We start from the raw sequence: 25,835 nt of genomic DNA, 5'->3' as shown, positions 1-25,835 counted from the left end.
CGCCCCTTTCACCTCATTATAACGAGGGATAGTACGATATGGAATGAAAAACCTCACAATATGCTTTTTAAATGGTTATGAGATACAATAGGATGTAGCAAACTGAAAAGACAAATAGTAAGTATTTGACAAATATTGACTTGTTTCACGTGGAACATTCGAAAATTGTCGAAGATCCAGGTGAAATAAGAGAAATGGAAGGGAACTGTCGAAGTGAATATATCCATCCAAACATTACTTGCAAAAATAGACGAAGAATTGAAGCTGGCGAAAAGTAGTGCGAAGCCAGAAGGCTTGCGGGAAAAAGTGTACTCTATTAAAATATTATGCGAATTAATTTTAGATGAAAAACCAGAAGTGCCCATGAAACAGCAACCAGCACCTGTTATCACACAGCCGGTGTTTCAACAGCCCGTAATGGCACAGCAAGTTTTTCAGCAGCCGGCATCACTGCCGCAGGCGAAAAAAATAGAGATGGACGATGAAGCCAATGGCGATTCGTTATTTGATTTTTAAAGGGAGGATTTTTAAGTGAAAACATTTATTATTGTCGGCGCCATTAATGCTTTTTTGGCTGTCGCCCTTGGTGCCTTTGGTGCACACGGATTAAAGGACAGGCTCGATGCCCATTACTTGGAGATCTGGAAAACGGGTGTAACCTATCAAATGTTCCATGCAACCGGGATCTTAATCATAGGGATTCTGCTGGGGAAGGTCGGGGTAAGCTCGTTATTCAGCTGGTCAGGCTGGTTAATGCTTGCCGGAATTATTTTGTTCAGCGGCAGCTTGTACCTGTTAAGCTTAACAAAGGTAGGCGTGTTAGGTGCGATTACCCCGATTGGCGGCGTTTGCTTCTTAGCGGCATGGATATTGATCATGGTTGGAGCGGTGAAGAACTTTTAAAAGTGCATATGTAGATTTTTTTCAAAAAATAAACACCAATTGGCAGCCAATTGGTGTTTGCTTTTAGTGCTTCGATAATTGTTCAGCGCCAAGGCGCTTCCGCCTTTCTATCTTGGCGGGTAAGTACCTAATGACGGGGCGCCTCCAAATGAAGGTTCATACTCAATCTCTTCTGAAAAGGTAATGTAGTCGACCGCGACCATCGGGATGAGGAAACGCGTACCTTGTTGCGGGTCACTTAAAATCACATGATCTCTTCCTGCTGCTTCAATGATTCCTTTAAATTCCTTCGCATTCCACTGATTGTTCCCTTCAAAGGTGGCAAAGACCGTGACAAGCTTCCCTTTATTCAAACGCAGAATGTTTTCGATGTATGATTGTTCAATTGGCAGCATACCTGGTGTCTGCCCGCCACCTACAGGCGGCCTTGGAACCCCTCCAGTGCCGGCAGGCGGAAATTGCGGAAAGGTTTGCTGCGGGGGCATAAAACCTTGCCCGCCGCCTGCGATTGGCTGAGCGCCCTGCTGTCCGGCTGCACCAGTATAGGGCTGAAACCCTTGTTGATTATAATATTGGCTCATCATTTTCCCTCCTAAAATGAATAATTACGAATGGCCCAACATTCTATTCATACTCCCCAAAACCCAAAAAGGTGACTGCATCCTAGAATAAAAGTCCTTTCAGTTAAAGGGGGTAAACCTTGAGACTCGCTGTTTTATTACTATGAGGGAAAGTCCGAATATAGAAGTCGAAAACGTAAAAAAAGCTCCCAGCACTGACTGGAAGCTTTTGAATGGTCTAGCGGAAGCACCTGACCTAAGGTACTTCCGCTTTTCATCATTAGACGTGAAGAAACTTGGCTACTCGTTCTTCTTCTAAAAGATTACCAACAAAGAAAGCCCCAAATTCGCCGTAGCGGGCACTCACTTCGTCAAAACGCATTTCATAAATAAGTTTTTTAAATTGAAGGGCATCTTCGGCGAACAGGGTAACGCCCCATTCGTAATCATCAAAGCCAACGGATCCGGTAATGATCTGTTTTACTTTTCCTGCATATGTACGGCCGATCATTCCATGACTGCGCATCATACTGCGACGCTCCTCCATCGGCAGCATGTACCAGTTATCATTGCCCTCGCGGCGCTTGTCCATTGGATAGAAGCAAACATGCTTGGTTTTTGGCAGTGCAGGGTAAAGACGTGCTAAGATTTGTGGATTTTGGTATGGATCCTCACCCGCTGGCAGGTAATTGCTGAGCTCAACCACTGATACATAAGAATGAGCAGGAATCGTGAATTCAGCTAATTTTGTTTTGTTGAATTCGGTTTCAATTTCGTTTAGCTCTTCCATCGTTGGACGAAGGATCATCATCATAAAATCAGCCTTTTGACCAACAATTGTATATAGGGCATGGCTGCCTTCTTTACGTTCCTGTGTCTGATTCCATTTTTCAACGAGACTTAAAAACTCGTGAATGGCGGTTTGGCGTTCGTCGCTGGAAAGCATTTTCCATGTTGTCCAATCAACGGTCCGGAAATCATGAAGGCAATACCAGCCCTCAAGCGTTTGTGCTGCTTCACTCATTAGTATCACTCCTAAATAATCATTCACCCATAACTATAACATAGTTTGGCCAAGCGACGCCTTTCTAAACACTCGACTTAGGGCAAGTGGATAGTTTGTAAGAAAACGGGTAATAGTAAAAGTGTGAGTGTAATTTTTTGAAAAGAAAAACATTTAACTGAAAACGCTATCTACGCAGTGTGCGGCTTGAATTTTTATCACGGTAAAGTATGCTTGTAGAGGAAGCTTTTTAAGGGAGGAAATAATGGTGAGTGATTTATTTGAAGGGTTAAAACAGAAAATTTCCGGACGTGATGTAAGAATTGTTTTTCCAGAAGGATTGGACGAGCGAATTGTCCGTGCGGCAGGCCGCTTGGCTGCGGAAAGATTAATCACGCCGATTTTGATTGGTAATATTGAAAAAGTACAGGCGAAAGCTGCGGAGGTTGGTGTTTCCCTGGAAGCAGCGGAAATCTATGATCCTGCCAGTTATGCTGGAATGGATGAAATGGTTGCAGCGTTTGTTGAGCGCCGTAAAGGGAAGGCAACGGAAGAGGATGCCCGCAAAATCTTGCTTGACGAAAACTATTTTGGCACGATGCTTGTGTATTTAAATAAAGCAAATGGTTTGGTGAGCGGCGCAGCCCATTCAACGGCTGATACGGTTCGCCCAGCCTTGCAAATTATTAAAACTAAAGCTGGCGTGAAGAAAACGTCCGGCGTCTTTATCATGGTTCGTGAGGATGAAAAATATGTGTTTGCCGACTGTGCCATCAATATTGCACCAGACAGCAATGATTTAGCGGAAATCGCGATTGAAAGTGCGAAGACTGCAGAGATGTTTGATATTGAGCCGCGGATCGCGATGTTGAGTTTTTCCACGAAGGGGTCAGCAAAATCACCTGAGACGGAAAGAGTCGTTGAAGCGGTGGCGGAGGCAAAACGCCGTGATGCTTCGCTTGTATTGGACGGTGAATTCCAATTCGACGCTGCATTTGTTCCATCGGTGGCAAAAAGTAAGGCACCGGGTTCTGTACTGCAAGGCGATGCAAACGTGTTTATTTTCCCAAGCCTTGAAGCCGGCAACATCGGGTATAAAATTGCCCAGCGCTTAGGTGGATTTGAGGCAGTGGGCCCGATTTTACAAGGGTTGAACGCACCGGTGAACGATCTGTCCCGTGGCTGTAATGAAGAAGATGTGTACAAGCTTGCGTTAATTACCGCAGCGCAAGGGTTATAAGTTGGAGTTGGAGCTAGTCCTGTGTGTGGGGCTGGCTTCTTTTTTTATGATAAAATGAGATTATTATGCTTAAGGGGTTTTCAATATGGAAGGTTTATTGCGGCAGCCGGAGTGGCGGATTATGGACCAATCCGCACTCGGCGTTCATTTTCAGGCATTACAATCATTTGGAACCGATGATACCTTATGTGCCTCGGTCGGAGCGGGTGAAGCACCGGCGACAGCGCGGACGTGGGTGCACCATAATACGATTGTCCTCGGGATCCAGGATACGAGACTGCCATTTGTGCGGGCAGGCGTTCAATTTTTACAAAAGGAGGGCTATCAGGTAATTGTCCGAAATTCTGGCGGGTTAGCGGTTGTCCTAGATGAAGGCGTCCTGAATATCTCGCTGATTTTTCCAGAGGCGGAAAAAGGGATCGATATCAATCGCGGCTATGAGGTGATGTGGCAGTTGATCCAACAGATGTTTGCTGACTTTCCGGAACAGCCAATCGAGGCCCGGGAAATCGTCGGTTCTTATTGCCCGGGAAGCTATGATCTTAGTATTAAGGGGAAAAAGTTCGCCGGTATTTCCCAACGCCGTCTTAAAAGAGGCGTGGCCGTTCAGATATACCTTTGTGTGAATGGCAGCGGACGGGATCGTGCCGCGTTAGTGCGGCAATTTTACAAGCTGGCGAAAAGGGATGAACAGACAAAATTTGTTTTTCCAGAAATAGTTCCGGAAGTAATGGCCTCCCTGTCAGAATTGCTTGGGACACCCTTATCGATTGCTGATGTGATGCTGCGGTTATTAAAGCAGTTAAAGGCGAATAGTGACGTTTTGGCTGCAGGGCAGCTGAACGGGTACGAGCTTGAATTATTTCCCGGATATGTTCAACGGGTCATTGACCGGAATGAGAAACTTGCTGAGATGTAAAAAGGCCGTGAACCAATGAAAGTGGTTCACGGCTTTTCTATAGAAAGATGCTGCTCCTATCTCTCTTCTCCCAATGCCATTTTTTTTAAAAGTAAAAAATATCTACTTCGAGAAATGTCCAGCGTAAGCACCCTAGCGGCTAGCGCCCTTCATGCTCCAGGCTATAGGCCGCTGACCAGGGCGCATCCGCTTTCTTTATTCCGCTACTTTTTCTAAATTCCCGTTGCGATCCATTTTGAATTTTGTAGCAGGTCTTTCTTCTTCTTCAAATAACACAAGCTTGCGGGCGCGGTTCATAATTTTCATTAAGGTCTCGTAATCTTCTTGAATCGTTTCGGAATTCTGCTCGAGTCCGGCGATTTTTGCCGCCATTTCCTCGTTTTGTTTCCGTAACTCTGCCATTTCTCTTTTCAATCTTTCATTCTCACTTTTTAATGCTTCATTTTGCAGATTGGCATGATGAAAGTTTTGTAAGTAAGAGATAACAGAATCCAGGGAAAGCGCTCCAGTGGCCGATGATCTGTATGATTGAACTTGGGTCTGCACTTGCGCCTGTACCTGTGCCTGGGATTGGAATTGGCCGGCTGGTTTCACATAGGTTTCAGCGGCTATTTCGGTTGTCATGTCAGGCATTGCAACCGGTGATTCTACTTCTACAGGCATTTCCATTTCCATTTGCAGCTGCGGCAGTGCTTCGAATTCCGTTGAACCTGTAACGGGTGGATTGTATAGCAGCTTTTTCTTGCCGCCTTGATCCTTTCCTAACACTCTTTGTCTTTGTTTTCGCTGTTTTTTGGCTAATTGTAATGCTTTTTCATAGGTATGGCGGACAACAGCGTTCCATCTGAATCCACAGGCTGCGGAGGTGCGGTTAAGCTTATCTCCTACCTCTTCGAAGGCGTTCAGCTGGGTGCTGCCTTCTCTCACATGCCTAAGGACAGTTTCAGCCAAAAGCAAATCATTCTCATCTGTCCATGCATCTTGACGTACTTTCATATGGTTCAACTCCCTAAAATAATGTGCGTTTAATTTGCCAGGCATATTTCTGGCGATTGTTTAAAAGCTCTAGTCATAGGATGGACAAGTTTTTCAGGCTTTATACCAAAATGATTGAAAGGATAGTAGATTTTTTAACTAAAAGATTTAGTTGCGGTGGCGGGTGTTTGACAACTGTTGCTAAAGATTGCAACTTGCATTGGGAAAAAAGAAAATGTAAAATACCAATGGAGTTAAATCGTTGAAATAACAGTTGTTTTTCCAAAATCCCACATTGTGGTTTGGGATAAAATGACTACTATATACTAGATTGACCGTAGAAAGGGTTGTATAGGATGTCCAATGAATTTCGTGTTTGCGACGATTGTCAGGCCGTGAATTTAAAGACATTGATCCCTCGTTTGAAAGAAATCGATCCGGATGCCGAAATCAAAATCGGCTGCCAGTCTTATTGCGGCCCCGGCCGGAAAAAGACCTTCGCCTTCGTAAACAATCGCCCGGTGGCGGCATTAACGGAAGAGGAATTAATGGAAAAAGTGAATAAAAAGATTAAATAAGCGGAAGCGACCGTTTAGCGACGTACACTAGTCGCTGGGAGCTAGAGCTAGACAGGAATCGAATTTAATAGACCATTACTAATATTATTAATAATCACCTTTGCTACCATACGTAAGGTGATTTTTCACTTTAGATTGTAAATGGTGCCTGTCACCCTTTCTCATCCATAGATAGTGGGAATGGTGTCAGGCACCGCTGCAGAATTTTGCTGAAAACTGGTTGATTTTGGGATATAATAGTAGGAAATACTAGGAAGAGGGAAATCGATGCATTATTCGGCGGAAAAGTTAACGGAAGAAAAAGTGTTTAAAGATCCTGTCCACCGCTATGTCCATGTACGTGACCTGGCGATTTGGGATTTAATTGGAACGAAGGAATTCCAGCGGCTGCGCCGAATCAAGCAGCTCGGAACCACCTTTTTGACTTTCCACGGCGCTGAACACAGCCGTTTTAACCATTCTCTAGGTGTCTATGAAATTGTCCGTCGCATCATCGATGATGTGTTTGCGGGAAGACCGGAATGGAGCGACGATGAACGCCTGCTGACGCTCTGTGCCGCCCTTCTCCATGATCTCGGGCACGGCCCGTTCTCCCATTCGTTTGAAAAAGTGTTTGATTTTGATCACGAAGACTTAACACGTGCGATTATTTTAGGAGATACCGAAGTGAATAAGGTGCTTTTGAAGGTAAGTCCAGATTTTCCTTCGCAAGTTGCCGAAGTGATTGCGAAAACATCAGAGAAAAAGCTGGTTGTCAGCTTGATTTCCAGTCAAATTGATGCCGATCGAATGGATTATCTGCAGCGAGATGCGTATTTTACAGGTGTCAGCTACGGCCAATTTGATATGGAGCGAATTCTCCGTGTGATGCGCCCGCGCGAAGACCAGGTGGTTATCAAAAAAAGCGGGATGCATGCGGTGGAGGATTATATTATGAGCCGATATCAGATGTATTGGCAGGTCTATTTCCATCCTGTCTCCCGAAGTGCCGAAGTGATTTTGACAAAAATTCTCCATCGCGCGAAGCAGTTATTTAAAGAAAACTATGCATTTAAATATGAACCCATCCACTTTACGTCCCTCTTTCGTGAACAGGTGACATTAGAAGACTATTTAAAATTGGATGAATCCGTTATTTTATTTTACTTTCAAAGCTGGCAGGAAGAAGCCGATCCTATTATAAGTGACCTTTGCCGCCGATTTGTTAATCGCAATCTTTTTAAATATGCCGAATTTGATCCTGCGAAGGAATACAAGAAGCTGGCGGAATTGACGACGCTGTTCGAAAAGGCAGGGATTGACCCTGAGTATTACTTGGTTGTCGATTCATCGTCAGATTTACCATACGATTTTTACCGCCCTGGTGAGGAAGAGGAAAGGCTGCCGATTCATTTACTAATGAAAAATGGAGAATTGCGCGAGCTTTCTCGTGAATCGGAAATAGTCGATGCGATATCGGGAAAGAGAAGAACCGACCATAAACTCTACTATCCCGCCGATTTCCTTGAAAATGAATCAACTGAAAAGGAAATAAAACAACAAATACGTGCCCTATTAGAGATATAAAACAGATATAGATCAGATGGAAATAGTACTATTGGTGCCTGACACCCTTTCTAACATAAACGATGCCCTTATAGGACACCCAATGCAATGGAGTAGGAGATGACGAACGTTGTTAAAAGATCATGCGAAGCTGATGAAGGCGATTCTTGTTTCCGGTGAGATTACCGGGAGAAAGAAGCTGCAAAAGATGATATATATTGCAAAAAAGATTGAGTTTCCTTTTCACGAGCGGTTTCAGTTTCATTTTTACGGGCCTTATTCGGAGGAATTGACCACAAGAGTGGAAGAATTGTGTAATATGGGCTTTTTGAATGAAGTGAAAGAGAAAAAGGGCGGATACTTCCAATATCGCTACACGCTGACAGAGCCAGGGAAAGAGTTTTTGAGCTTGAATGAGGTGGATATGCCACATTTGACGGATTGCTTAACCGACATGAATGGGCAAAATGCTAGATTCCTTGAGCTTGTTTCGACGGTCTTATATTTTGATAATCTTTCAATAGAAGAAGTCACGAACAAGGTATTTACCTTGAAAAGCAGCCAGCGCTATACAGAAGCGGAAATCTATGAGGCGTACCAATATATAGAAACCTTGAAAACAAAAATTCAATAGATTTTAAAAACCGTTTGGGCATGACCGGGAACCCAAACGGTTTTTATTTGGTAATTTTCTGAAAAATTCCGTACTCATTTAATTGCCTATTTGTTATGATTTGGATAAGGAGTAAAAAATTAACCGTATAGGGGTGCTCGCCATGACCGGAACCATTGTGGTTATTTTACTATTTGGCGTTATTCCAGTCACCGGGATTATAACCAGCCATTTTCAAAGCCAGTCGAAAATAAAGGCAAAAATGCTGAAAGACGAGGTGGCACTTGAAAAACTAAAACATGAAAACTTCTTAATTGAAACAGAAAAAATGAAACTCGAACTAGAAAAAATAAAGATCGACCAGCCAAAAGATGAAATTAGATTCTAACACGGAAAACGTAAAAACGGTGACAGGCACCATGTGAAAACATGGTGCCTGTCACCGTTATCGAGGGTAAACACAGTGAAAACTGTATTACCAGGTATGTCTTAAAAAAACTTATTTGTCGCTGGCGCGGACGCCGCCTACGGCATAGTGGTTTTTGCTCATTTCTTCGATGAAGACGGTGATGTTTCCAGTTGGTGCTCCTGTTGTTTCGCTGACGGCAGCGGTTACTTTCTCCACTAATGCACGCTTTTGTTCTTCAGAGCGTCCTTCAAGCATTTTTACTGTAACATATGGCATATTCTGTTCCTCCTTTTACTCATCACTACTTGTTAGTGTTCCATAAACAGCTAAAATGTGCAACATCCACCCCGAACACATTTGATTTTCTTTTTCCAACTGGTTTCATGTATACTAGAAGGAAATAGAGATCGGTGAAGAGTCGTTTTTGAGAGGAGAACTGCCATTGGAACAATTTCTTGCCTATCCGCTTAGGATGATTCCCTATGTAGCCATCACGCTGATTTTTGCGTTTACGTTTCACGAGTTTGCCCATGCCTATGTTGCCTATAAATTCGGCGATGATACAGCGAAGAAACAAGGTCGGCTGACGTTAAATCCGATCAAGCATTTAGATCCGTTCGGAACCATTTTAATTCTCATCGCCGGTTTTGGCTGGGCCCGTCCGGTTCCGGTTAATCGCTTCTTTTTTAAAAAGCCGCGCTTAGCCGGGGTCCTCGTTTCCGTTGCCGGGCCGTTGAGCAATCTGATTTTGTCCGTCATCGGCTTCAGTGTCGCCTACGGATTAACTCGTTTTGGTGTAGAGGCATCAGACAATTTTTACGACTTTCTTGAAGTATTTATCCAGCTCAACATAGTGTTGTTTATTTTTAACCTGCTTCCGCTCCCGCCGCTTGACGGCTACCGGATCGTTGAAGATTTGGCCCCTCATCATCTTCGGGCAAAAATGACACAATTTGAACAGTATGGGACGTTAATCTTTCTGATTATAGTCATCACACCATTAAGTCGCTTCACCATCCAGCCGATGTTCCAGGTTATTATCCCCTGGATTTGGAAAGTGGTGGGTAATTTCGTCTATGGTTTATTTTTTTAAAGGAGGTCTGCACCATCAATGGAAGGAAATAAGAAAAAACTTGGTTTTAATATCATAAAAAGTGACCCGACCGATGGCCACAAGGGCTATGGCAAAGGAGTCCTCAGCCTTGATAATGTATCTCCGGTGATTATCGATGTCGAAGCAGGAGAAGCGGAAATCGATGTTGGGGCGATGCACGCCCGCAGCGTCGTCGAAAAGGGAATTAAATTTTTAAAAACGAAGGAAGAAGTTCCGAACGGCAAGGAGTATTGGCTGGTGTGGGTAACGATTGACCGCAAGCCGGAAGGTCCGTATTATGCCGGCGTGACTGCCTGTTACATGACGGTTGACCGTGAAATCCGCCGTGGATACAAATCGCTGCCCGAGCACGTTAACCGCATGGATAAGTCACTGAAGCGCCATATTATCGTCGAGGACATGGATGCAAAGTCGAAAAAGGTGCTAGCTGATTTCTTACGCGGGCATAATGAAACACTCTGGAATAATTCCACCGATGAACTGAGAAAGGGCTTATTGGCGGAGTAAAATAAACCGTCTTCCGAACCAATAAAGTTTTTTTGAAAAAATAAAGTTCAGAATCTCTTGTAGTTTTTTTGAAAAATAGGTAGTATTATAATCAGTGTGAGAACACTGTAAAACTAGGACAGGAAAAAGCTCTGGGGCCATCCCGGAGCTTTTTCCATTTTTGAAGTTTTGACGTTGAGAATTGTCTAGCTCCGACGCTTACGCTTTTCTAGCTCCACGGCATCATTTTTTTATACCAAGGGACTTTTTTAGACTCCCGGTGCTTTGCCGGGGATGGATTGGTATTCATTAAGTGGTCGGTGCAATATTCGGTTGGTTCAGTGCCGGCGACATAATAGGTATAGCGGCGGACGGGGCAGTCTTTTGTTGCCAATTTGCCATTTGCCGGATTCACGTAAACACCGACAACACCGTCTTTCGGCGGTTTAAACGCCTTGACGGGTTTCCCCTGCAGGGCCTCCTCCATAAAGCCCGCCCACACATTTTTCGCGTAGGTTTTTTCCGCTGTCACTTCAAGTGGTTTTCCAATATCATAGCCCGCCCAGACTGCGGTTACCAGCTGCGGCGAATAGCCAATCATCCAGCTGTCCGTTTCCGTGGAGCCTGATTTTCCGGCATATGGCCGGGTAAGGTCCTTGCTTACCGTGCTCCCGGTCACCTTGGCATAGCCATTTAACTTCGAGTCGAAGACCCCTGTCAGCATTTGCGTCATCACAAACGCCTTCGCCGGGTCCAACACTTTTTTCATGGCATTTTCTTTTTCAAAAATAACATTCCCATTATAGTCTTCCACTCTGGTAATCAATGTCGGGTTGACCTGTTTCCCGCCGTTAGCGAGTAAGCTGTAGGCACCCGCCATTTCAATCACGCGCACACCGGAAGTGCCGAGTGCCAGAGAAGGAACCTTGGCCATTTTGGTAGAAAGACCAAATCGCTTCGCTGTATCGATTAACGCTTCTTCCCCTAAAAATAAATGTGTCTTGACGGCAAAAATATTGTCAGAAACGGCAAGTGCTTGGGCAAGAGTCACCTCGCCATCCGCATATTTGTTGTTAAAGTTATGCGGTGTATAATCGGCCTGGCCATCGTCAAAGTGGAAGGTCGTAAACTCGCTTCGCATTGTCGATGACGGTGTAAAGCCTTGCTCCAGGGCAGCGTAATACAGCAAGGGTTTGATGGTTGAGCCCGGCTGCCTGATGGCCTGAACGGAGCGGTTAAATGGGCTTTTATCATAATCGCGGCCGCCCACCATGGCTTTCACGTAGCCATTTTTTGGATCCATCGCTACCAGGCCGACCTGAATTTCCGAGGAGTCGTCCACATAGTTGTGAACCTGGCTTTCAGCGGCCTCCTGCTGTTTTAAGTTCAGGGTTGTAAAGACTTTTAAACCGCCGAGGGCAATCGTGCGGTCATCCAAATGCAATTGATTTTTCAGGGCATTTTTAACAGCATCTTGAAAGTACGGTGCTACTCTTACCTTTTGTGTCGTATGAACACCTACTAACGTGAGCGGCTTTTCGACAGCGGTTTGCGCCGCCTTTTTGCTAATATAGCCGTTTTTTACCATACTAGTTAAAATAATGGCCTGACGGGTTTTGGCCTTTTCCATTGAAGCAAGTGGTGAATAAATGCCCGGTCCCTTGGGAATCCCTGCGAGCATACTGGCCTCAGCGAGGGTTAAGTCCGCTGCTTTTTTTCCAAAATAGTATTGGCTTGCCGCCTCAACACCATAGGCACCTTTTCCATAGTAAATAGTATTTATATAACCTTCGAGAATTTCCTGTTTCGAATAGCTCATTTCAAGGCGGATGGTATAAAACGCCTCTGTCAGCTTTCGTTTCCATGTTTTATCATGTTCGAGAAACAGGTTTCGGGCGTATTGCTGGGTGATGGTACTTGCCCCTTGCACCTTGGCGAGGGCCTTCACATCGGCAAGGACCGCTCCGGCAATGCGTTTATAATCAAACCCGTTATGCTCGTAAAAATTTTTATCCTCAATCGAGACGGTCGCATTCACTAAATCTGGTGAAATGTCCTTAAGTCCAACCCAATAGCGCTTTTGCCCGCTATTACTTTCGCCCATCAAGGTGCCATCATCGGCGAAAAATAGGGTCGATTGCGGGACCGCAAGCGGCGGCGCGCCTAGGATTTTGGCATAGCCAAGGATGCCAAGAAAAAGGATGAGCATACAAATCATGCCTATCAAACTGATGATAATTATCGCACGTAAATATTTTGCCGTTTTCCGGAACCCTTGATCAGTCATGATTTCCACTATATTCACCACGCTTTTTTCCAGTTTTTAAAAAAATAGATAGTAATAGTATTGAAAAAATAGAGTATTTTTAAACGTAATTAAAAAATTTTGCTAGACTTTTTTTTCTGGTTGTATTTCAATAGGTTGGGTAGTATAAAAATGAAAAGCGGAAGCGACCGTTTAGTGACGTATGGATTGGATCCGCTCCGACTGAGATAAAGGAAACACGAAGAGCGTAAGCGATTCGATGTTGACTTATCGTAGGGAGGAGAGGGCCAATACACTAGTCGCTGGGAGCTGGAGCCAGACAGTAGTCAAAGTTCAGTGAAATGAAAATGATATAAAATGGAAGGAAGATGCACGATGACAATTTGGTTTACAGAAAAACAAACCGAAAATTTTGGAATTACCATGAAAGTAAATAAAACCTTACATACAGAGCAAACGGAATTTCAAAAACTGGATATGATTGAGACGGAAGAGTGGGGCAACATGCTTTTACTAGATGACATGGTAATGACGTCTGTTAAGGATGAGTTCGTTTACCATGAAATGGTGGCACACGTACCGCTATTCACGCACCCAAATCCGGAGAATGTTCTTGTTGTCGGCGGCGGCGACGGAGGGGTAATTCGTGAGGTGTTGAAGCACCCAAGTGTGAAAAAAGCGACGCTTGTGGATATTGACGGGAAAGTAATCGAGTATTCAAAGAAATTTTTGCCTGAGATTGCTGGCTGGCTTGAGGATGAGCGTGTTGAAGTGCAAGTGGGCGATGGCTTCATGCATATCGCGGAAAGCGATAATCAGTATGATGTGATTATGGTTGATTCAACGGAGCCGGTTGGACCTGCGGTTAATCTTTTTACAAAAGGCTTTTATGCGGGGATTTCTAAAGCATTGAAAGAGGACGGCATTTTCGTGGCCCAGTCTGACAATCCGTGGTTTAAAGCAGATTTAATTCGTAATGTGCAGCGTGATGTGAAGGAAATCTTTCCAATTACCCGTTTGTATGTAGCCAATATTCCAACCTATCCAAGCGGATTATGGGCATTCACAATCGGTTCGAAAAAATACGATCCATTAGCGGTTGCGGATGACCGTTTCCATGAAATTGAAACAAAGTATTACACCAAAGAACTTCATAATGCGGCGTTTGTATTACCGAAGTTTGTTGGGGATTTAGTGAAGTAAACTAGGTACACGTAAGATTAATTGTGCCGGGAGTTAGGTGGAATCGGCGAAACCGGTCACAATGATGCGATTTTGAAAAGGGTAATAGAGAGAATGTGAGGGATGCAATGATGCGTTTTGATGAGGCCTATTCGGGGAATGTGTTTATTAAGAGCCACCCGAATTTTGAAGAAAGTCAGGTTGTGTTGTACGGAATGCCGATGGATTGGACGGTAAGCTACCGTCCGGGCTCACGTTTCGGTCCTGCGCGGATCCGCGAGGTATCGATTGGTCTTGAGGAATACAGTGCCTACCTTGACCGCGAACTGGAAGAGGTAAAATACTTTGATGCCGGCGATATACCGCTGCCGTTTGGAAATGCGCAGCGCAGCCTTGATTTGATTGAGGAGTTTGTCGATCAAATTCTTGCGGCTGGTAAGTTTCCGCTTGGGATGGGCGGGGAGCATCTCGTATCCTGGCCAGTTATGAAAGCTGTTTTTAAAAAATATCCGGATTTAGCGATTATTCACTTTGATGCGCATACCGACCTGCGTGAAAATTATGAAGGCGAGCCGTTGTCACACTCGACACCGATTCGTAAAATTGCTGAGCACATTGGTCCGAAAAATGTCTATTCCTTCGGGATTCGTTCCGGAATGAAGGAAGAATTCCAGTGGGCCAAAGAAAATGGCATGCATATTTCAAAATTTGAAGTGTTGGAGCCATTAAAGGAAATCCTGCCAACACTCGCCGGCCGTCCGGTATATGTCACGATTGATATCGACGTCCTTGACCCGGCGCATGCTCCAGGAACAGGTACAGTTGATTGCGGTGGCATCACGTCGAAAGAGCTGCTCGCCTCAATCCATGCGATTGCCCGTTCCGAAGTAAACGTAGTCGGCGGCGACCTCGTCGAAGTAGCACCAATCTACGATCCGTCCGAACAAACAGCCAACACCGCAAGCAAACTACTACGTGAAATGCTGTTGGGCTGGGTAAAGTAGGAAATTGGTGCCTGACACCCTTTGTAATATTACTATTATAGGTATGTTGAAATGCCTGTCCCATTGAGGGGCGGGCATTTTTTGATTTGCACCGAGACTATGTTTATAATAAGAAAAGTATGTGTTAGCGCATGATCGTTTAAGGGTTTCTTTATATAAGGAAAAAAGGAAGTGCAGTAACGTTTGGCAAACCATGAAATACCGGTGAAAATTAACGTAAAGACAACGATAAATGATGAGGAGACATTTGAACTCGTCGTATTTGGTCGATACCATCAAAAGAATCAAGCTTCGTTTCTTCAATATGAGGAGGCACTCGAGGAAGGAACGGTTCGCACGATTGTGAAGGCCTCCAAAGAGGAGGCACTGATCTTACGAGGCGGTGCAGTGAAGATGCGGCTGCCGTTCCGTTTACATAAAAAAACAAGAGGCAGCTATGAGATGCCGTTTGGCACGTTTGAAACAATCACACATGCGCATCGGATCACACAGTCGGAGGGACTGATAGATATTCTTTACGACTTTACGATGAAGGGCTCACCCGGCGGTACCTATCATTTAGAAATTAGTTTCCAGGAGGATCATAAATGAATATAGTCGAACAGGTTCAAAATAAAATAAAAGAAGAAATCCGCGCGGCGGTTTTAAGGGCGGGGCTTGCAGCTGAGGAGCAGATTCCCGATGTTATCTTAGAGACCCCGAAAGAGAAGGCGCACGGCGATTACTCCACAAATATGGCGATGCAGCTGGCACGGGTGGCAAAGAAGGCACCGCGGATGATCGCAGAAGCATTGGTAGAAAACTTTGATCGCTCCAAAGCATCAATAGAAAAGATTGAGCTGGCCGGGCCGGGGTTCATTAATTTTTATATGAATAATAGTTATTTAACAGACTTGATTCCGACGATCTTGGAGGCTGGGGATCAGTATGGCTCGACAACCGTTGGCGGCGGTGAGAAGATTCAGGTTGAGTTTGTATCAGCCAATCCAACGGGTGACCTGCATCTAGGACATGCCCGCGGTGCGGCGGTCGGCGATTCGCTCTGCAATATTTTAGCGAAGGCGGGCTATGATGTTTCCCGCGAGTATTACATTAATGATGCCGGGAATCAGATTAATAACCTAGCGTTGTCGGTTGAGGCCCGTTATTTCCAAGCTTTAGGGCTTGAAAAAGACATGCCGGAAGACGGCTATCATGGGGCAGATATTATCGGCATCGGAAAAACATTGGCCGAGGAGTTTGGCGATAAGTATGTCGCAGTGCCGGCCGCGGAGCGCTTTGAATTTTTCCGAGAGTACGGCTTGAAAGTTGAAATGGAGAAATTAAAGCAGGATCTTGCAGATTTCCGCGTCGGCTTCGATGTCTGGTATTCGGAAACCTCGCTTTATAAAAATGGGAAAATTGATGCGGGGCTTGCGGCATTAAAAGAAAGCGGATATGTGTATGAGTTGGACGGGGCGACGTGGCTGCGTTCGACGGATTTCGGTGACGATAAAGATCGAGTTTTGATTAAACAAGATGGCTCGTATACGTATTTGACGCCGGATATTGCCTACCATAAGGACAAGCTTGAGCGTGGCTTTGAAAAATTGATTAATATTTGGGGCGCGGATCATCACGGGTATATCCCAAGGATGAAGGCGGCGATTCAAGCCCTTGGATATGACCGCGAGGCGCTCGAGGTAGAGATTATCCAGCTTGTCCATCTTTATAAAAATGGTGAGAAGATGAAGATGAGTAAACGGACTGGAAAAGCTGTCACCATGCGGGATTTGGTTGATGAGGTCGGCCTCGATGCGACGCGTTATTTCTTCGCGATGCGTTCATCCGATACGCATATGGACTTTGATTTGGATTTAGCGGTGTCAGAATCGAATGAGAATCCGGTTTATTATGCGCAGTACGCTCATGCCCGGATTTGCAGCATTTTGCGTGCCGGTGAAGAGCAAGGGTTAATGGTAGATGCCGGTGCTGATTTTTCATTAGTGGCATTGTCTGAAAAGGAAATTGATTTATTGAAAAAACTGGGTGAATTCCCGTCTGCGGTGGGTGAGGCTGCCGTCAAGCGAGTACCGCACCGGATTACCAATTATATCTTTGAATTGGCCTCAACCTTCCACAGTTTTTACAATGCGGAAAAGGTGCTGGATCCTGAGCAGCCGGAAAGGACAAAGGCGCGTCTTGGGTTAGTGAAAACAGTGCAGATTTCATTAAAGAACGCGTTGGCGTTGATTGGTGTTTCTGCTCCGGAAAAAATGTAACATTGGTATTGCCCCCTTTTATGAAAAGGGGGTTTTCTGGTTTGGGTGGGTATCTATTTTTACAGAAACAGTCCTTAAAAATGAATATCTCCCAAAAAAATACAAATATTAAAAATAGATGGTTAGTGAGGAGTGAGCCGAACATATGAATATCGGAAGAGCAAAGGAAATCGTCGAATCCGCAGAGGTTATTAATGTGTCGTATGAAGGGGCCCCTGTCATTATTCAACACGTGGATGAAACTACAAAAATGGCACGGATATATGCAAGGAAGGACCCGGACCATGAACAAGAAGTTCCCGTCCTTAATTTAATTGAAGAATAAAAAAGAGTCTCCGAAAAGGTTCGGGGACTCTTTTCCATTGGGTGTCAGGGACCATGTGAAAATTTCACATGGTGCCTGACACCCTTTGTGGACACTGTCCTTTCCGGGTGGACATTGAAGCGTTTATAGGAAATAGGAGATGATTTGGGCGGTCTGTTCTTTTAGTGATCTTTTTAGGTTTGGTTTGTTAAGAATTTCTAATGTTAATGGCTCGGAGTCAAGAATATCTTTTTCGATGATGGCCCTTAGCCGTTGAATGAAGTTGGGATCATAAATATAGCAATTGATTTCTTTGTTTAAATAGAGGCTGCGTTGATCGAAATTGGCGGTGCCGATATCGCAGATTTTGTTATCAATTACGATGGTTTTCGCATGATAAAAGCCATTTTTATATTGATAAACCTCCGCACCCGCCTCAAGGAGCTGCCGTAAATAGCGGAATGAAGCCTCTTGAACCAGGAGATGATCCGCTGTAAAAGGGACAATCACAGTGAGGCTGACACCACGCTGCCGAGCAGCCAGTAGTTCCGCGAAAACAGCCACACTTGGAATAAAATAAGGGGTGCCAATTAGGATTGAATATTCCGCCTTCCGGATGAGTCTAATAAAATAATCCTCAAGCTGACCTGCCTCTGTTGGAATAAATTGTTGACGAACCGCACCCTTTGGCAATGTCGGAAAATAAGCCGGCCGCCCCGCCAACACCTCCCCGGCATATTCCTCCCAGTCAATCAAAAACTCACTCTGCAAAAAATTTACGCTTTCACCGGTTATTCTTAAATGATAATCACGCCACGGACTCAGCAACGGATCCTCATCGATGTACTCCTTACCAATATTAAATCCGCCTAGATAGCCAATTTCCCCGTCAATAATTGAAATTTTGCGGTGATTGCGTACCTGTGAGGAATAGAAGGGAAATGGAAGCTTAATCCGATTACTAAAGGCAAATTGGACACCCGATTCTCTTAATGCTGCCACCGCCTGCTTCTTTATCTTCCAGCTGCCGAGCCGGTCAAGCAGCAGCCTGACTTCAATCCCTTCCCGCGCCTTTTCTTTTAAAATAGCGAAAAATTCCTGACTAATCGCGTCATCTTTCACAATATAAAAGAGCACATGTATCTGTCGCTTTGCCGCAAGGATGGTGCCGAAATAATCATGGAATAATTCCTTACCATGTGTGAAAATTTCAAAATGGCCGTGGAGGATGGGGGTTTCCAGGTTGACCGCCACTGAAAGATGCTTCTTTCGTCCTAATCTAAAATCCATCACAAGCCATATAATGATGAGAAGGACAAGTCCGCCCATTATGAGTATCAAGTTCATCGACAATCTTTCCCCCCATTCAGTTTTGTTAGTGTTTCCGAGTCCCGCTATTTCTATAAGTCGAACGAATCTTATAAAAAACTAGTTGACTGAATGCTCATTCATAATATAATAGAGATAAGTATAAGTTCAGAAAATTAATTATTTTCTATACCTATGAAAAAAGGATAGGAGAACAGGGAAGGGGCGATTTTTAAATGAATGGTCTTTTATGGGTTAACCTCATTGCGTTCTTGGCTGTAACCGCTTACGCAGTCAGTCTGTTTGTGTATGTGGTGAAAACACGAATCCAATTTATCAAGCTCGGGAAAAAGACTGATTTTGATAACAATGTAAAAGAACGACTGGGAAAAATTTGGGTCATGGTATTTGGACAAAAAAAGCTGTTAAAGGATAAAAAGAGTGGCGCGATTCACGTGATGTTTTTTTATGGCTTCCTGCTCGTCCAATTTGGTGCCATTGATTTTATTATTAAGGGGATTAAACCAGGGGCACACTTGCCGCTTGGACCGTTGTATCCAGCGTTTACTTTTTTCCAAGAGATTGTCACCTTAACCATTTTAGTTGCAGTAGTTTGGGCGTTCTATCGCCGTTACATCGAAAAACTTGTCCGCTTAAAGCGCGGCTTTAAATCCGGCCTTGTGTTGATCTTTATCGGCGGCTTAATGGTTTCCGTCCTTTTAGGAAATGGCATGGGCATCATCTGGCACGGCGAGGATCCAACCTGGTCAGAGCCAGTGGCATCTGTAATTTCACTCGCCTTTTCATGGATAAATGAAACCGCCTCCATTGTGGTGTTCTACATCGCGTGGTGGATGCACTTAGTATTCTTGCTGTCTTTCTTAGTGTATGTACCGCAAGGAAAGCACGCCCACTTAATTGCCGGTCCGGCGAATGTTTACTTAAACCGTTTGGAAAAGCCGGGCAAATTGAGCAAAATCGATTTCGAAGATGAATCTCAGGAATCCTTTGGGGTTGGAAAAATTGAAGACTTTACCCAGCTGCAAATGGTTGATTTTTATGCCTGTGTGGAATGTGGACGTTGTACTAACATGTGTCCGGCCTCCGGAACAGGCAAAATGCTGTCACCGATGGATCTAATTGTAAAAATGCGTGACCATCTGACCCATTACGGTGCTTCAGTCACTTCGAAACAGCCATGGGTGCCGACCTTTGCGTTTGCGAATACAAAAGGAAATCAACTTGCTTTGGCTGCTGCAGGTCAGGGTGCGCAAGAATCTGCTGCTGCGTCAGCGTATAGCCCAAGCCTAATCGGCGACGTCATTACCGAAGAAGAAATATGGGCTTGTACCACATGTCGGAATTGTGAAGACCAATGTCCGGTGATGAACGAGCACGTCGAGAAAATCATCGACCTGCGCCGTTATCTTGTGTTAACCGAAGGAAAAATGAATCCGGATGCACAGCGGGCGATGACCAATATCGAACGCCAGGGCAATCCTTGGGGCCTAAACCGCAAAGAGCGTGAAAATTGGCGCGAGCTTCGTGAGGATGTTCATGTACCAACTGTAAAAGAACTGAACAAAGCGGGCGAGGAGTTCGACTACTTATTCTGGGTGGGTGCGATGGGCTCTTACGACAACCGCAGCCAGAAGATTGCTCTTTCTTTTGCAAAATTATTGAACGAAGCCGGTGTGAAATTCGCTATCCTTGGCAACAAGGAAAAGAACTCTGGCGATACGGCGCGTCGTCTCGGAAATGAATTCCTGTTCCAGGACTTAGCAGTGAAAAATATTGAGGAATTTGAAAAGGCCGGTGTGAAGAAAATTATCACGACTGACCCGCATGCCTACAATATTTTCAAAAATGAATATCCTGATTTCGGCTTGGAGGGTGTCGAAGTCTATCACCATACTGAAATTCTGTTTGAACTGGTTCGTGATGGTAAGCTTGTTCCAAAGCATGCGGTTAACGAAACGATTACCTTCCATGATTCTTGTTACTTAGGCCGTTACAATGACGTCTACGATCCACCGCGTGAGATTTTAAAAGCGATCCCTGGTGTGAAGCTTGTGGAAATGGAGCGGAACCGTGAGAAGGCGATGTGCTGTGGTGCCGGCGGCGGTTTGATGTGGATGGAAGAGGACACCGGCTCGCGGATCAATGTCGCCCGTACAGAGCAGGCGCTTGAAACAAACTCAACAATTATCAGTTCGGCATGTCCGTATTGCTTAACGATGCTGTCAGACGGAACCAAGGCAAAAGAAGTGGAAGAAAAGGTTTCAACCTATGATGTGGCGGAACTGCTAGAAAAGGCCGTTTGCGGCGTTCCAGAGGTTGTTGCTTCTTAAAATCACGTAGCTTAGAAAAATTCACAATAGCGGAGGTTGGAACTTTTCATAAAATTTTAAAATTTTGTGTAAAACATTTCAACTTCTGCTATTTTTTATGTAAAATAGAATAGAGGAAATAAAACGCTTACATTTATCCTTTTGTTTAAAGGGCGTTGGCAAGGAGCTGGCGTTTCATTTTTCGTTAAATATTGAGCGAGCGTTCAGTCGGGCTCGAAAAATTTTTAAAAAGACATGACTGAATATTAGGAAAAGGGGAGTGTTTCGGATGGGGAAAACGGTTATTTTAAGCGGGGTCAGAACGCCATTTGGAAAATTAGGCGGGGCTTTAAGCAGCTTTACCGCTTCACAGCTTGGGGGAATTGCTGCAAAAGAGGCGTTGGTACGAGCGGGTGTAAAGCCTGAAGAGGTAGGGGAAGTCATCCTTGGCACGGTTCTCCAAGGGGGTCAAGGACAAATTCCATCCCGCCAAGCAGCACGCCATGCCGGACTGCCGTGGGAAGTCAAAACAGAAACGGTTAATAAGGTGTGCGCCTCCGGGATGCGCAGCGTGACGTTAGCCGACCAAATTATCCGTGCTGGCGATGAAGAAGTGATTGTTGCAGGCGGCATGGAATCGATGAGCAATGCCCCGTATATTTTACCAAAAGCAAGATGGGGCTTCCGAATGGGCGATTCTTCCGTGAAGGATTTATTGATCCATGACGGCTTAAGCTGTAGCTTCACCGGTGTTCACATGGGCACATACGGCAACTCCACAGCTGAGGAAATGGATATTTCTCGAGAGGCACAGGATGAATGGGCATTGCGCAGCCATGTCCGGGCGATTGCCGCGATGGAGAGCGGGAAATTTGCCGAAGAGATTGTTTCTGTCGAAGTGCCACAGCGAAAAGGCGCTCCAATCGTAGTCTCAGCAGACGAGGGTCCACGGAAGGATACCTCTTTAGAACGGTTAGCGAAACTGGCACCTGTCTTCAATTCCACGGGAACGATCACAGCAGGTAACGCTCCTGGAGTCAATGACGGTGCGGCCGCCCTTGTGTTGATGAGTGAAGAGCGTGCAGTTCGTGAGGGGCGTGATGTTGGGGCTGTCATTCTTGGCCATGCCGCAATTGCTGTAGAAGCGAAGGATTTCCCGCAAACGCCGGGATTGGTCATTAATGAGCTTTTACGAAAAACGGGCCGGAACCTGGATGAAATTGATTTGTTTGAAATTAATGAAGCTTTTGCTGCCGTTGCCTTGGCGAGTGGGAAAATTGCCGGATTGGATGCGGAGAAGGTCAATGTCAATGGCGGTGCAGTTGCATTAGGGCACCCTATCGGCGCAAGCGGGGCACGGATTATCATCACGTTGATGAATGAATTAAAGCGCCGCGGTGGCGGAATCGGGATTGCAGCCATTTGCTCAGGCGGCGGTCAAGGCGATGCCGTGATGATTGAGGTGCCGCGGGGGTAAGAGGGCTTAAAGGCGGAGTTTGCTGTCGGATAGGGTGGCGAAACTGTCGCATAGCACTTTTTTAGAAAAAAGGGTAGAAAAATCGGAGGGGAAAATATGCAAGTTTCAACTGTAATGGTAATTGGAGCCGGGCAAATGGGGTCAGGAATTGCTCAGGTTTGTGCCCAAGCGGGATATCAGGTTTTATTAAACGATTTAAAACCAGAATTCGTCGAGCGTGGCTTAAACGGCATCAGTAAGAACTTATCGCGCAATGTCGATAAAGGTCGGATGACCGAGGAACAAAAGCAAGAGGTTTTGGCAAGGCTGACCGCGTCGACCGACTTGAACGATGCGAGCGGTGTAGACCTTGTCATTGAGGCAGCCGTTGAAAATATGGAGATTAAGGCAAAGATCTTCGCCCAGTTAGATGAAATCGCGCCTGAACATGCCATTTTAGCAAGCAATACCTCATCGCTGCCCATCACTGAAATTGCGGCGGCAACAAAGCGTCCGGAAAAGGTTATCGGCATGCACTTTATGAACCCGGTGCCAGTCATGAAGCTTGTGGAAATCATCCGTGGTTTGGCGACCGCCGATGAGGTGTACCAAGTGATTGAGGATATGACGAAAACATTGAGCAAGGTACCTGTCGAAGTCAATGACTACCCTGGATTCGTATCGAACCGTGTGCTGATGCCCATGATCAATGAAGCGATTTTTACCCTGTATGAGGGCGTTGCCACGAAGGAAGCGATTGACGATGTGATGAAGCTTGGGATGAACCACCCGATGGGGCCATTAACGTTGGCTGATTTTATCGGTTTGGATACATGCCTGTACATTATGGAAACGCTTCACGAGGGCTTTGGCGATGATAAATACCGCCCATGTCCGTTGCTCCGCAAATATGTAAAAGCCGGCTGGCTAGGGAAGAAGACGGGGCGCGGGTTTTACACGTACGAATAATTTTTTTAGAAAAGGATCCTCGGAAAGGGGAAATCATCGTGAAGCTTACATTTACGGAAGAACAAGAAATGATGCGGAAAATGGTACGCGATTTTGCCGAGAACGAAATGGCCCCATTTATTGAAAATATGGAAAAGGGGGAGTTCCCGCGCGAAATCCTCCGCAAAATGGGCGAGCTGGGCCTGATGGGGATTCCGGTCCCCGAGAAATACGGCGGAGCCGAAATGGATTTCACCTCTTATATTATTGCCATTAACGAGATATCTAGGGTGAGTGCAACGCTTGGTGTCATCCTTTCCGTGCATACCTCGGTTGGTACTAACCCGATTGTTTATTTTGGCACAGAGGAGCAGAAGCAGAAGTACGTGCCGAAGCTTGCCTCTGGGGAGTATTTGGGGGCCTTTTGTTTAACTGAGCCAAGCTCAGGGTCGGATGCCGCGAGCTTGAAGACCCGCGCAGTCAAGAAGGGTGACCAGTATATCCTTAACGGTTCAAAAATGTTTATTACCAACGGCGGCGAGGCCGATATTTATATTGTTTTTGCCAACACGGACCAGAGATTAGGCACAAAGGGGATTGCTGCCTTTATTGTGGAAAAAGATACCCCGGGTCTTATCATCGGTAAGGATGAGAAGAAAATGGGCTTGCACGGCTCGCGAACGGTTCAGCTGACGTTTGAAGACATGCATGTTCCGGTGGAAAATCTTCTTGGGAATGAAAGTGAAGGCTTTAAAATTGCGATGGCCAACCTGGATGTCGGCCGCATCGGGATTGCCACCCAGGCACTTGGCATTGCGGAGGCCGCACTGTCGGCCGCAACGGCCTATGCGAAGGAGCGTCAGCAATTTGGCAAGCCGATTGCCGCTCAGCAAGGGATTGCTTTTAAGCTTGCAGACATGGCGACAAGTGTTGAGGCAGCCAAACTATTAGTCTATCGCGCCGCGGATTTGCGCAGCCAGGGGTTGAAATGCGGCCTGGAAGCCTCGATGGCGAAGCTGTTTGCGACCAGGACGGCGGTTGAGGTCACAACAGAAGCCATTCAAGTATTTGGCGGCTACGGTTATACGGAAGATTACCCGGTTGAGCGTTATTTCCGAGATGCAAAGGTAACAGAGATTTACGAAGGAACGAGCGAGATTCAGCGGATAGTGATTAGTAAGTATTTGTAAATTGTTGAAGAGTGATTTGTTCATATATTCCGAATGTTTGTTGAAACACTCAAGTTTAATCCTAGGAGGACGTTAAAATGCAATTTAAATTATCAGAAGAGCATGAAATGATTCGAAAAATGGTACGTGACTTTGCACGGAATGAAGTGGCACCGACGGCGGCTGAGCGGGACGAGGAAGAGCGCTTTGACCGTGAGATTTTTGACAAAATGGCGGAGCTGGGCTTAACGGGGATTCCGTGGCCGGAAGAATACGGCGGCATTGGCAGCGACTATCTTGCTTATTGTATTGCTGTTGAAGAGCTGTCCCGCGTGGATGCATCTACAGGTGTAATGCTTTCTGCTCATACGTCTCTAGCAGGCTGGCCAATTTACAAATTTGGCAATGAAGAGCAAAAACAAACATACCTGCGCCCCATGGCGGAAGGCAAGAAAATTGGCGCCTATGGCTTAACGGAGCCTGGCAGCGGTTCGGATGCCGGTGGAATGAGAACAACAGCACGTCTCGAGGGCGATCATTACGTCCTGAACGGTTCAAAGATTTTCATCACCAATGGCGGCGAGGCTGAAATTTACGTTGTCTTTGCTGTAACAGATCCAACCAGCAAGCATAAAGGAACGACTGCGTTTATCGTCGAGAGTGATTTCCCAGGTTTCTCTGTTGGGAAAAAAGAAAAGAAACTCGGGATTCGTTCATCGCCGACAACAGAAATTATTTTTGAAGATTGCAAGGTCCCTGTTGCCAACCGACTTGGTGAAGAGGGCGATGGCTTTAAGGTGGCGATGATGACCCTTGATGGCGGCCGTAACGGTATCGCGGCGCAGGCAGTGGGGATCGCCCAAGGGGCACTTGATGCTGCAGTTGACTATGCGAAGGAGCGCCATCAGTTTGGAAAACCGATTGCGGCAAACCAAGGCATCAGCTTTAAACTAGCTGATATGGCGACGAATATTGAGGCTTCAAGACTATTAACCTATCAAGCGGCGTGGTTGGAATCAAACGGCTTACCATATGGTAAAGAATCGGCGATGTCGAAATTATTTGCCGGCGACACGGCGATGAAAGTGACAACGGAAGCCGTTCAAGTATTTGGGGGCTATGGCTATACGAAGGATTATCCGGTCGAGCGTTTCATGCGTGATGCGAAAATCACCCAGATTTATGAGGGGACACAGGAAATTCAGCGCCTCGTTATTTCAAGAATGTTAACCAAATAACTAGAAAGGCGGCAAGTATGGATC

General features: G+C 45.5%; 26 protein-coding genes. 20 read left to right on the top strand and 6 right to left on the bottom strand.

Going from position 1 to position 25,835, the window contains the following annotated elements; translation table 11 throughout:
• The first annotated feature begins 213 nt into the window (after positions 1–213).
• Together G6554_RS07285 and G6554_RS07280 are read left to right on the top strand one after the other, a co-directional pair.
• Positions 214–516, top strand: a complete 303-nt coding sequence (locus G6554_RS07285; protein ID WP_166240244.1) for a YwdI family protein — start codon at positions 214–216, stop codon at positions 514–516.
• Positions 517–531: 15 nt separating this feature from the next.
• Positions 532–903, top strand: coding sequence for a DUF423 domain-containing protein (locus tag G6554_RS07280; protein ID WP_166240242.1), 372 nt, complete (start codon positions 532–534; stop codon positions 901–903).
• A gap of 107 nt (positions 904–1,010) precedes the next feature.
• Here G6554_RS07280 and gerQ read toward each other — a convergent pair whose 3' ends face one another.
• The gene (gerQ, locus tag G6554_RS07275) at positions 1,011–1,484 is read right to left on the bottom strand and encodes a spore coat protein GerQ (protein ID WP_166240360.1); all 474 of its coding nucleotides are present in this window, start codon (positions 1,482–1,484) and stop codon (positions 1,011–1,013) included.
• Between the two features lie 259 nt (positions 1,485–1,743).
• On the bottom strand, positions 1,744–2,487 hold the full coding sequence (gene hemQ / locus G6554_RS07270; RefSeq protein WP_166240240.1) for a hydrogen peroxide-dependent heme synthase: 744 nt from the start codon (positions 2,485–2,487) through the stop codon (positions 1,744–1,746).
• A 247-nt stretch (positions 2,488–2,734) separates the two neighbouring features.
• On the opposite strand from hemQ, the gene pta reads away from it, so the two are divergent.
• Positions 2,735–3,706, top strand: coding sequence for a phosphate acetyltransferase (gene pta, locus G6554_RS07265; protein ID WP_166240358.1), 972 nt, complete (start codon positions 2,735–2,737; stop codon positions 3,704–3,706).
• 85 nt (positions 3,707–3,791) lie between these two features.
• On the top strand, positions 3,792–4,625 hold the full coding sequence (gene lipL, locus G6554_RS07260) for an octanoyl-[GcvH]:protein N-octanoyltransferase (RefSeq protein WP_166240238.1): 834 nt from the start codon (positions 3,792–3,794) through the stop codon (positions 4,623–4,625).
• 195 nt (positions 4,626–4,820) lie between these two features.
• Here lipL and G6554_RS07255 read toward each other — a convergent pair whose 3' ends face one another.
• Positions 4,821–5,621: an RsfA family transcriptional regulator gene (locus G6554_RS07255; RefSeq protein ID WP_166240236.1), complete on the bottom strand. Its 801-nt coding sequence runs from the start codon at positions 5,619–5,621 to the stop codon at positions 4,821–4,823.
• A gap of 335 nt (positions 5,622–5,956) precedes the next feature.
• Here G6554_RS07255 and G6554_RS07250 point away from each other — a divergent pair, with 335 nt between their 5' ends.
• The 4 genes from G6554_RS07250 to G6554_RS07235 all read left to right on the top strand — a co-directional run bounded on the left by G6554_RS07250 (position 5,957) and on the right by G6554_RS07235 (position 8,724).
• Complete coding sequence (locus G6554_RS07250; RefSeq protein ID WP_007087472.1) at positions 5,957–6,178, top strand: YuzB family protein; 222 nt, start codon at positions 5,957–5,959, stop codon at positions 6,176–6,178.
• Positions 6,179–6,445: 267 nt separating this feature from the next.
• Positions 6,446–7,744: an HD domain-containing protein gene (locus tag G6554_RS07245; RefSeq protein ID WP_166240234.1), complete on the top strand. Its 1,299-nt coding sequence runs from the start codon at positions 6,446–6,448 to the stop codon at positions 7,742–7,744.
• Between the two features lie 109 nt (positions 7,745–7,853).
• Entirely contained in the window at positions 7,854–8,357 is a 504-nt protein-coding gene (locus tag G6554_RS07240) for a YwgA family protein (RefSeq protein ID WP_166240232.1), read from the top strand.
• Positions 8,358–8,499: 142 nt separating this feature from the next.
• The gene (locus G6554_RS07235; protein WP_166240230.1) at positions 8,500–8,724 is read left to right on the top strand and encodes a hypothetical protein; all 225 of its coding nucleotides are present in this window, start codon (positions 8,500–8,502) and stop codon (positions 8,722–8,724) included.
• 111 nt (positions 8,725–8,835) lie between these two features.
• On the opposite strand, the gene G6554_RS07230 is transcribed toward G6554_RS07235, so the two are convergent.
• Positions 8,836–9,021, bottom strand: a complete 186-nt coding sequence (locus tag G6554_RS07230) for a 2-hydroxymuconate tautomerase (RefSeq protein WP_166240228.1) — start codon at positions 9,019–9,021, stop codon at positions 8,836–8,838.
• Between the two features lie 166 nt (positions 9,022–9,187).
• On the opposite strand from G6554_RS07230, the gene G6554_RS07225 reads away from it, so the two are divergent.
• Both G6554_RS07225 and G6554_RS07220 read left to right on the top strand, forming a co-directional pair.
• Complete coding sequence (locus G6554_RS07225; protein ID WP_166240226.1) at positions 9,188–9,838, top strand: site-2 protease family protein; 651 nt, start codon at positions 9,188–9,190, stop codon at positions 9,836–9,838.
• An 18-nt stretch (positions 9,839–9,856) separates the two neighbouring features.
• Entirely contained in the window at positions 9,857–10,366 is a 510-nt protein-coding gene (locus tag G6554_RS07220) for a YwhD family protein (RefSeq protein ID WP_166240224.1), read from the top strand.
• A gap of 208 nt (positions 10,367–10,574) precedes the next feature.
• On the opposite strand, the gene G6554_RS07215 is transcribed toward G6554_RS07220, so the two are convergent.
• Positions 10,575–12,641, bottom strand: a complete 2,067-nt coding sequence (locus G6554_RS07215) for a PBP1A family penicillin-binding protein (RefSeq protein ID WP_166240356.1) — start codon at positions 12,639–12,641, stop codon at positions 10,575–10,577.
• A 345-nt stretch (positions 12,642–12,986) separates the two neighbouring features.
• Between G6554_RS07215 and speE the strand changes: the two genes are divergently transcribed.
• From speE to G6554_RS07190, 5 genes are all read left to right on the top strand, one after another.
• Complete coding sequence (speE, locus tag G6554_RS07210) at positions 12,987–13,814, top strand: spermidine synthase (protein ID WP_166240222.1); 828 nt, start codon at positions 12,987–12,989, stop codon at positions 13,812–13,814.
• 110 nt (positions 13,815–13,924) lie between these two features.
• Complete coding sequence (gene speB, locus G6554_RS07205; RefSeq protein ID WP_166240354.1) at positions 13,925–14,797, top strand: agmatinase; 873 nt, start codon at positions 13,925–13,927, stop codon at positions 14,795–14,797.
• A gap of 183 nt (positions 14,798–14,980) precedes the next feature.
• Complete coding sequence (locus tag G6554_RS07200) at positions 14,981–15,388, top strand: YwiB family protein (RefSeq protein ID WP_207627543.1); 408 nt, start codon at positions 14,981–14,983, stop codon at positions 15,386–15,388.
• A complete protein-coding gene (argS, locus tag G6554_RS07195; protein WP_166240220.1) occupies positions 15,385–17,058 on the top strand; it encodes an arginine--tRNA ligase in 1,674 nt (557 codons plus the stop codon). The genes G6554_RS07200 and argS overlap by 4 nt, the downstream gene beginning before the upstream one ends.
• 145 nt (positions 17,059–17,203) lie before the next feature.
• Positions 17,204–17,383: an H-type small acid-soluble spore protein gene (locus tag G6554_RS07190; RefSeq protein WP_166240218.1), complete on the top strand. Its 180-nt coding sequence runs from the start codon at positions 17,204–17,206 to the stop codon at positions 17,381–17,383.
• Between the two features lie 123 nt (positions 17,384–17,506).
• Here G6554_RS07190 and cls read toward each other — a convergent pair whose 3' ends face one another.
• Positions 17,507–18,709 carry a cardiolipin synthase gene (gene cls, locus G6554_RS07185; RefSeq protein ID WP_166240216.1) on the bottom strand — a complete coding sequence of 401 codons (1,203 nt, stop codon included), beginning with the start codon at positions 18,707–18,709 and terminating at the stop codon, positions 17,507–17,509.
• Positions 18,710–18,906: 197 nt separating this feature from the next.
• On the opposite strand from cls, the gene G6554_RS07180 reads away from it, so the two are divergent.
• The 5 genes from G6554_RS07180 (at position 18,907) to G6554_RS07160 (ending at position 25,811) form a co-directional block, all read left to right on the top strand.
• Positions 18,907–21,021 carry a (Fe-S)-binding protein gene (locus G6554_RS07180; protein WP_166240214.1) on the top strand — a complete coding sequence of 705 codons (2,115 nt, stop codon included), beginning with the start codon at positions 18,907–18,909 and terminating at the stop codon, positions 21,019–21,021.
• Between the two features lie 268 nt (positions 21,022–21,289).
• Positions 21,290–22,477: an acetyl-CoA C-acetyltransferase gene (locus tag G6554_RS07175; protein ID WP_166240212.1), complete on the top strand. Its 1,188-nt coding sequence runs from the start codon at positions 21,290–21,292 to the stop codon at positions 22,475–22,477.
• A gap of 96 nt (positions 22,478–22,573) precedes the next feature.
• Positions 22,574–23,425: a 3-hydroxybutyryl-CoA dehydrogenase gene (locus G6554_RS07170; protein WP_166240210.1), complete on the top strand. Its 852-nt coding sequence runs from the start codon at positions 22,574–22,576 to the stop codon at positions 23,423–23,425.
• Positions 23,426–23,463: 38 nt separating this feature from the next.
• Positions 23,464–24,594, top strand: a complete 1,131-nt coding sequence (locus G6554_RS07165; RefSeq protein ID WP_166240208.1) for an acyl-CoA dehydrogenase — start codon at positions 23,464–23,466, stop codon at positions 24,592–24,594.
• Between the two features lie 77 nt (positions 24,595–24,671).
• Complete coding sequence (locus tag G6554_RS07160) at positions 24,672–25,811, top strand: acyl-CoA dehydrogenase (RefSeq protein WP_166240206.1); 1,140 nt, start codon at positions 24,672–24,674, stop codon at positions 25,809–25,811.
• Positions 25,812–25,835 lie beyond the last annotated feature (24 nt).

Source organism: Bacillus sp. MM2020_4 (genome assembly GCF_011250555.1).
GTDB lineage: Bacteria > Bacillota > Bacilli > Bacillales > Cytobacillaceae > Neobacillus.
This window is presented reverse-complemented; position numbering and strand designations above follow the sequence as displayed.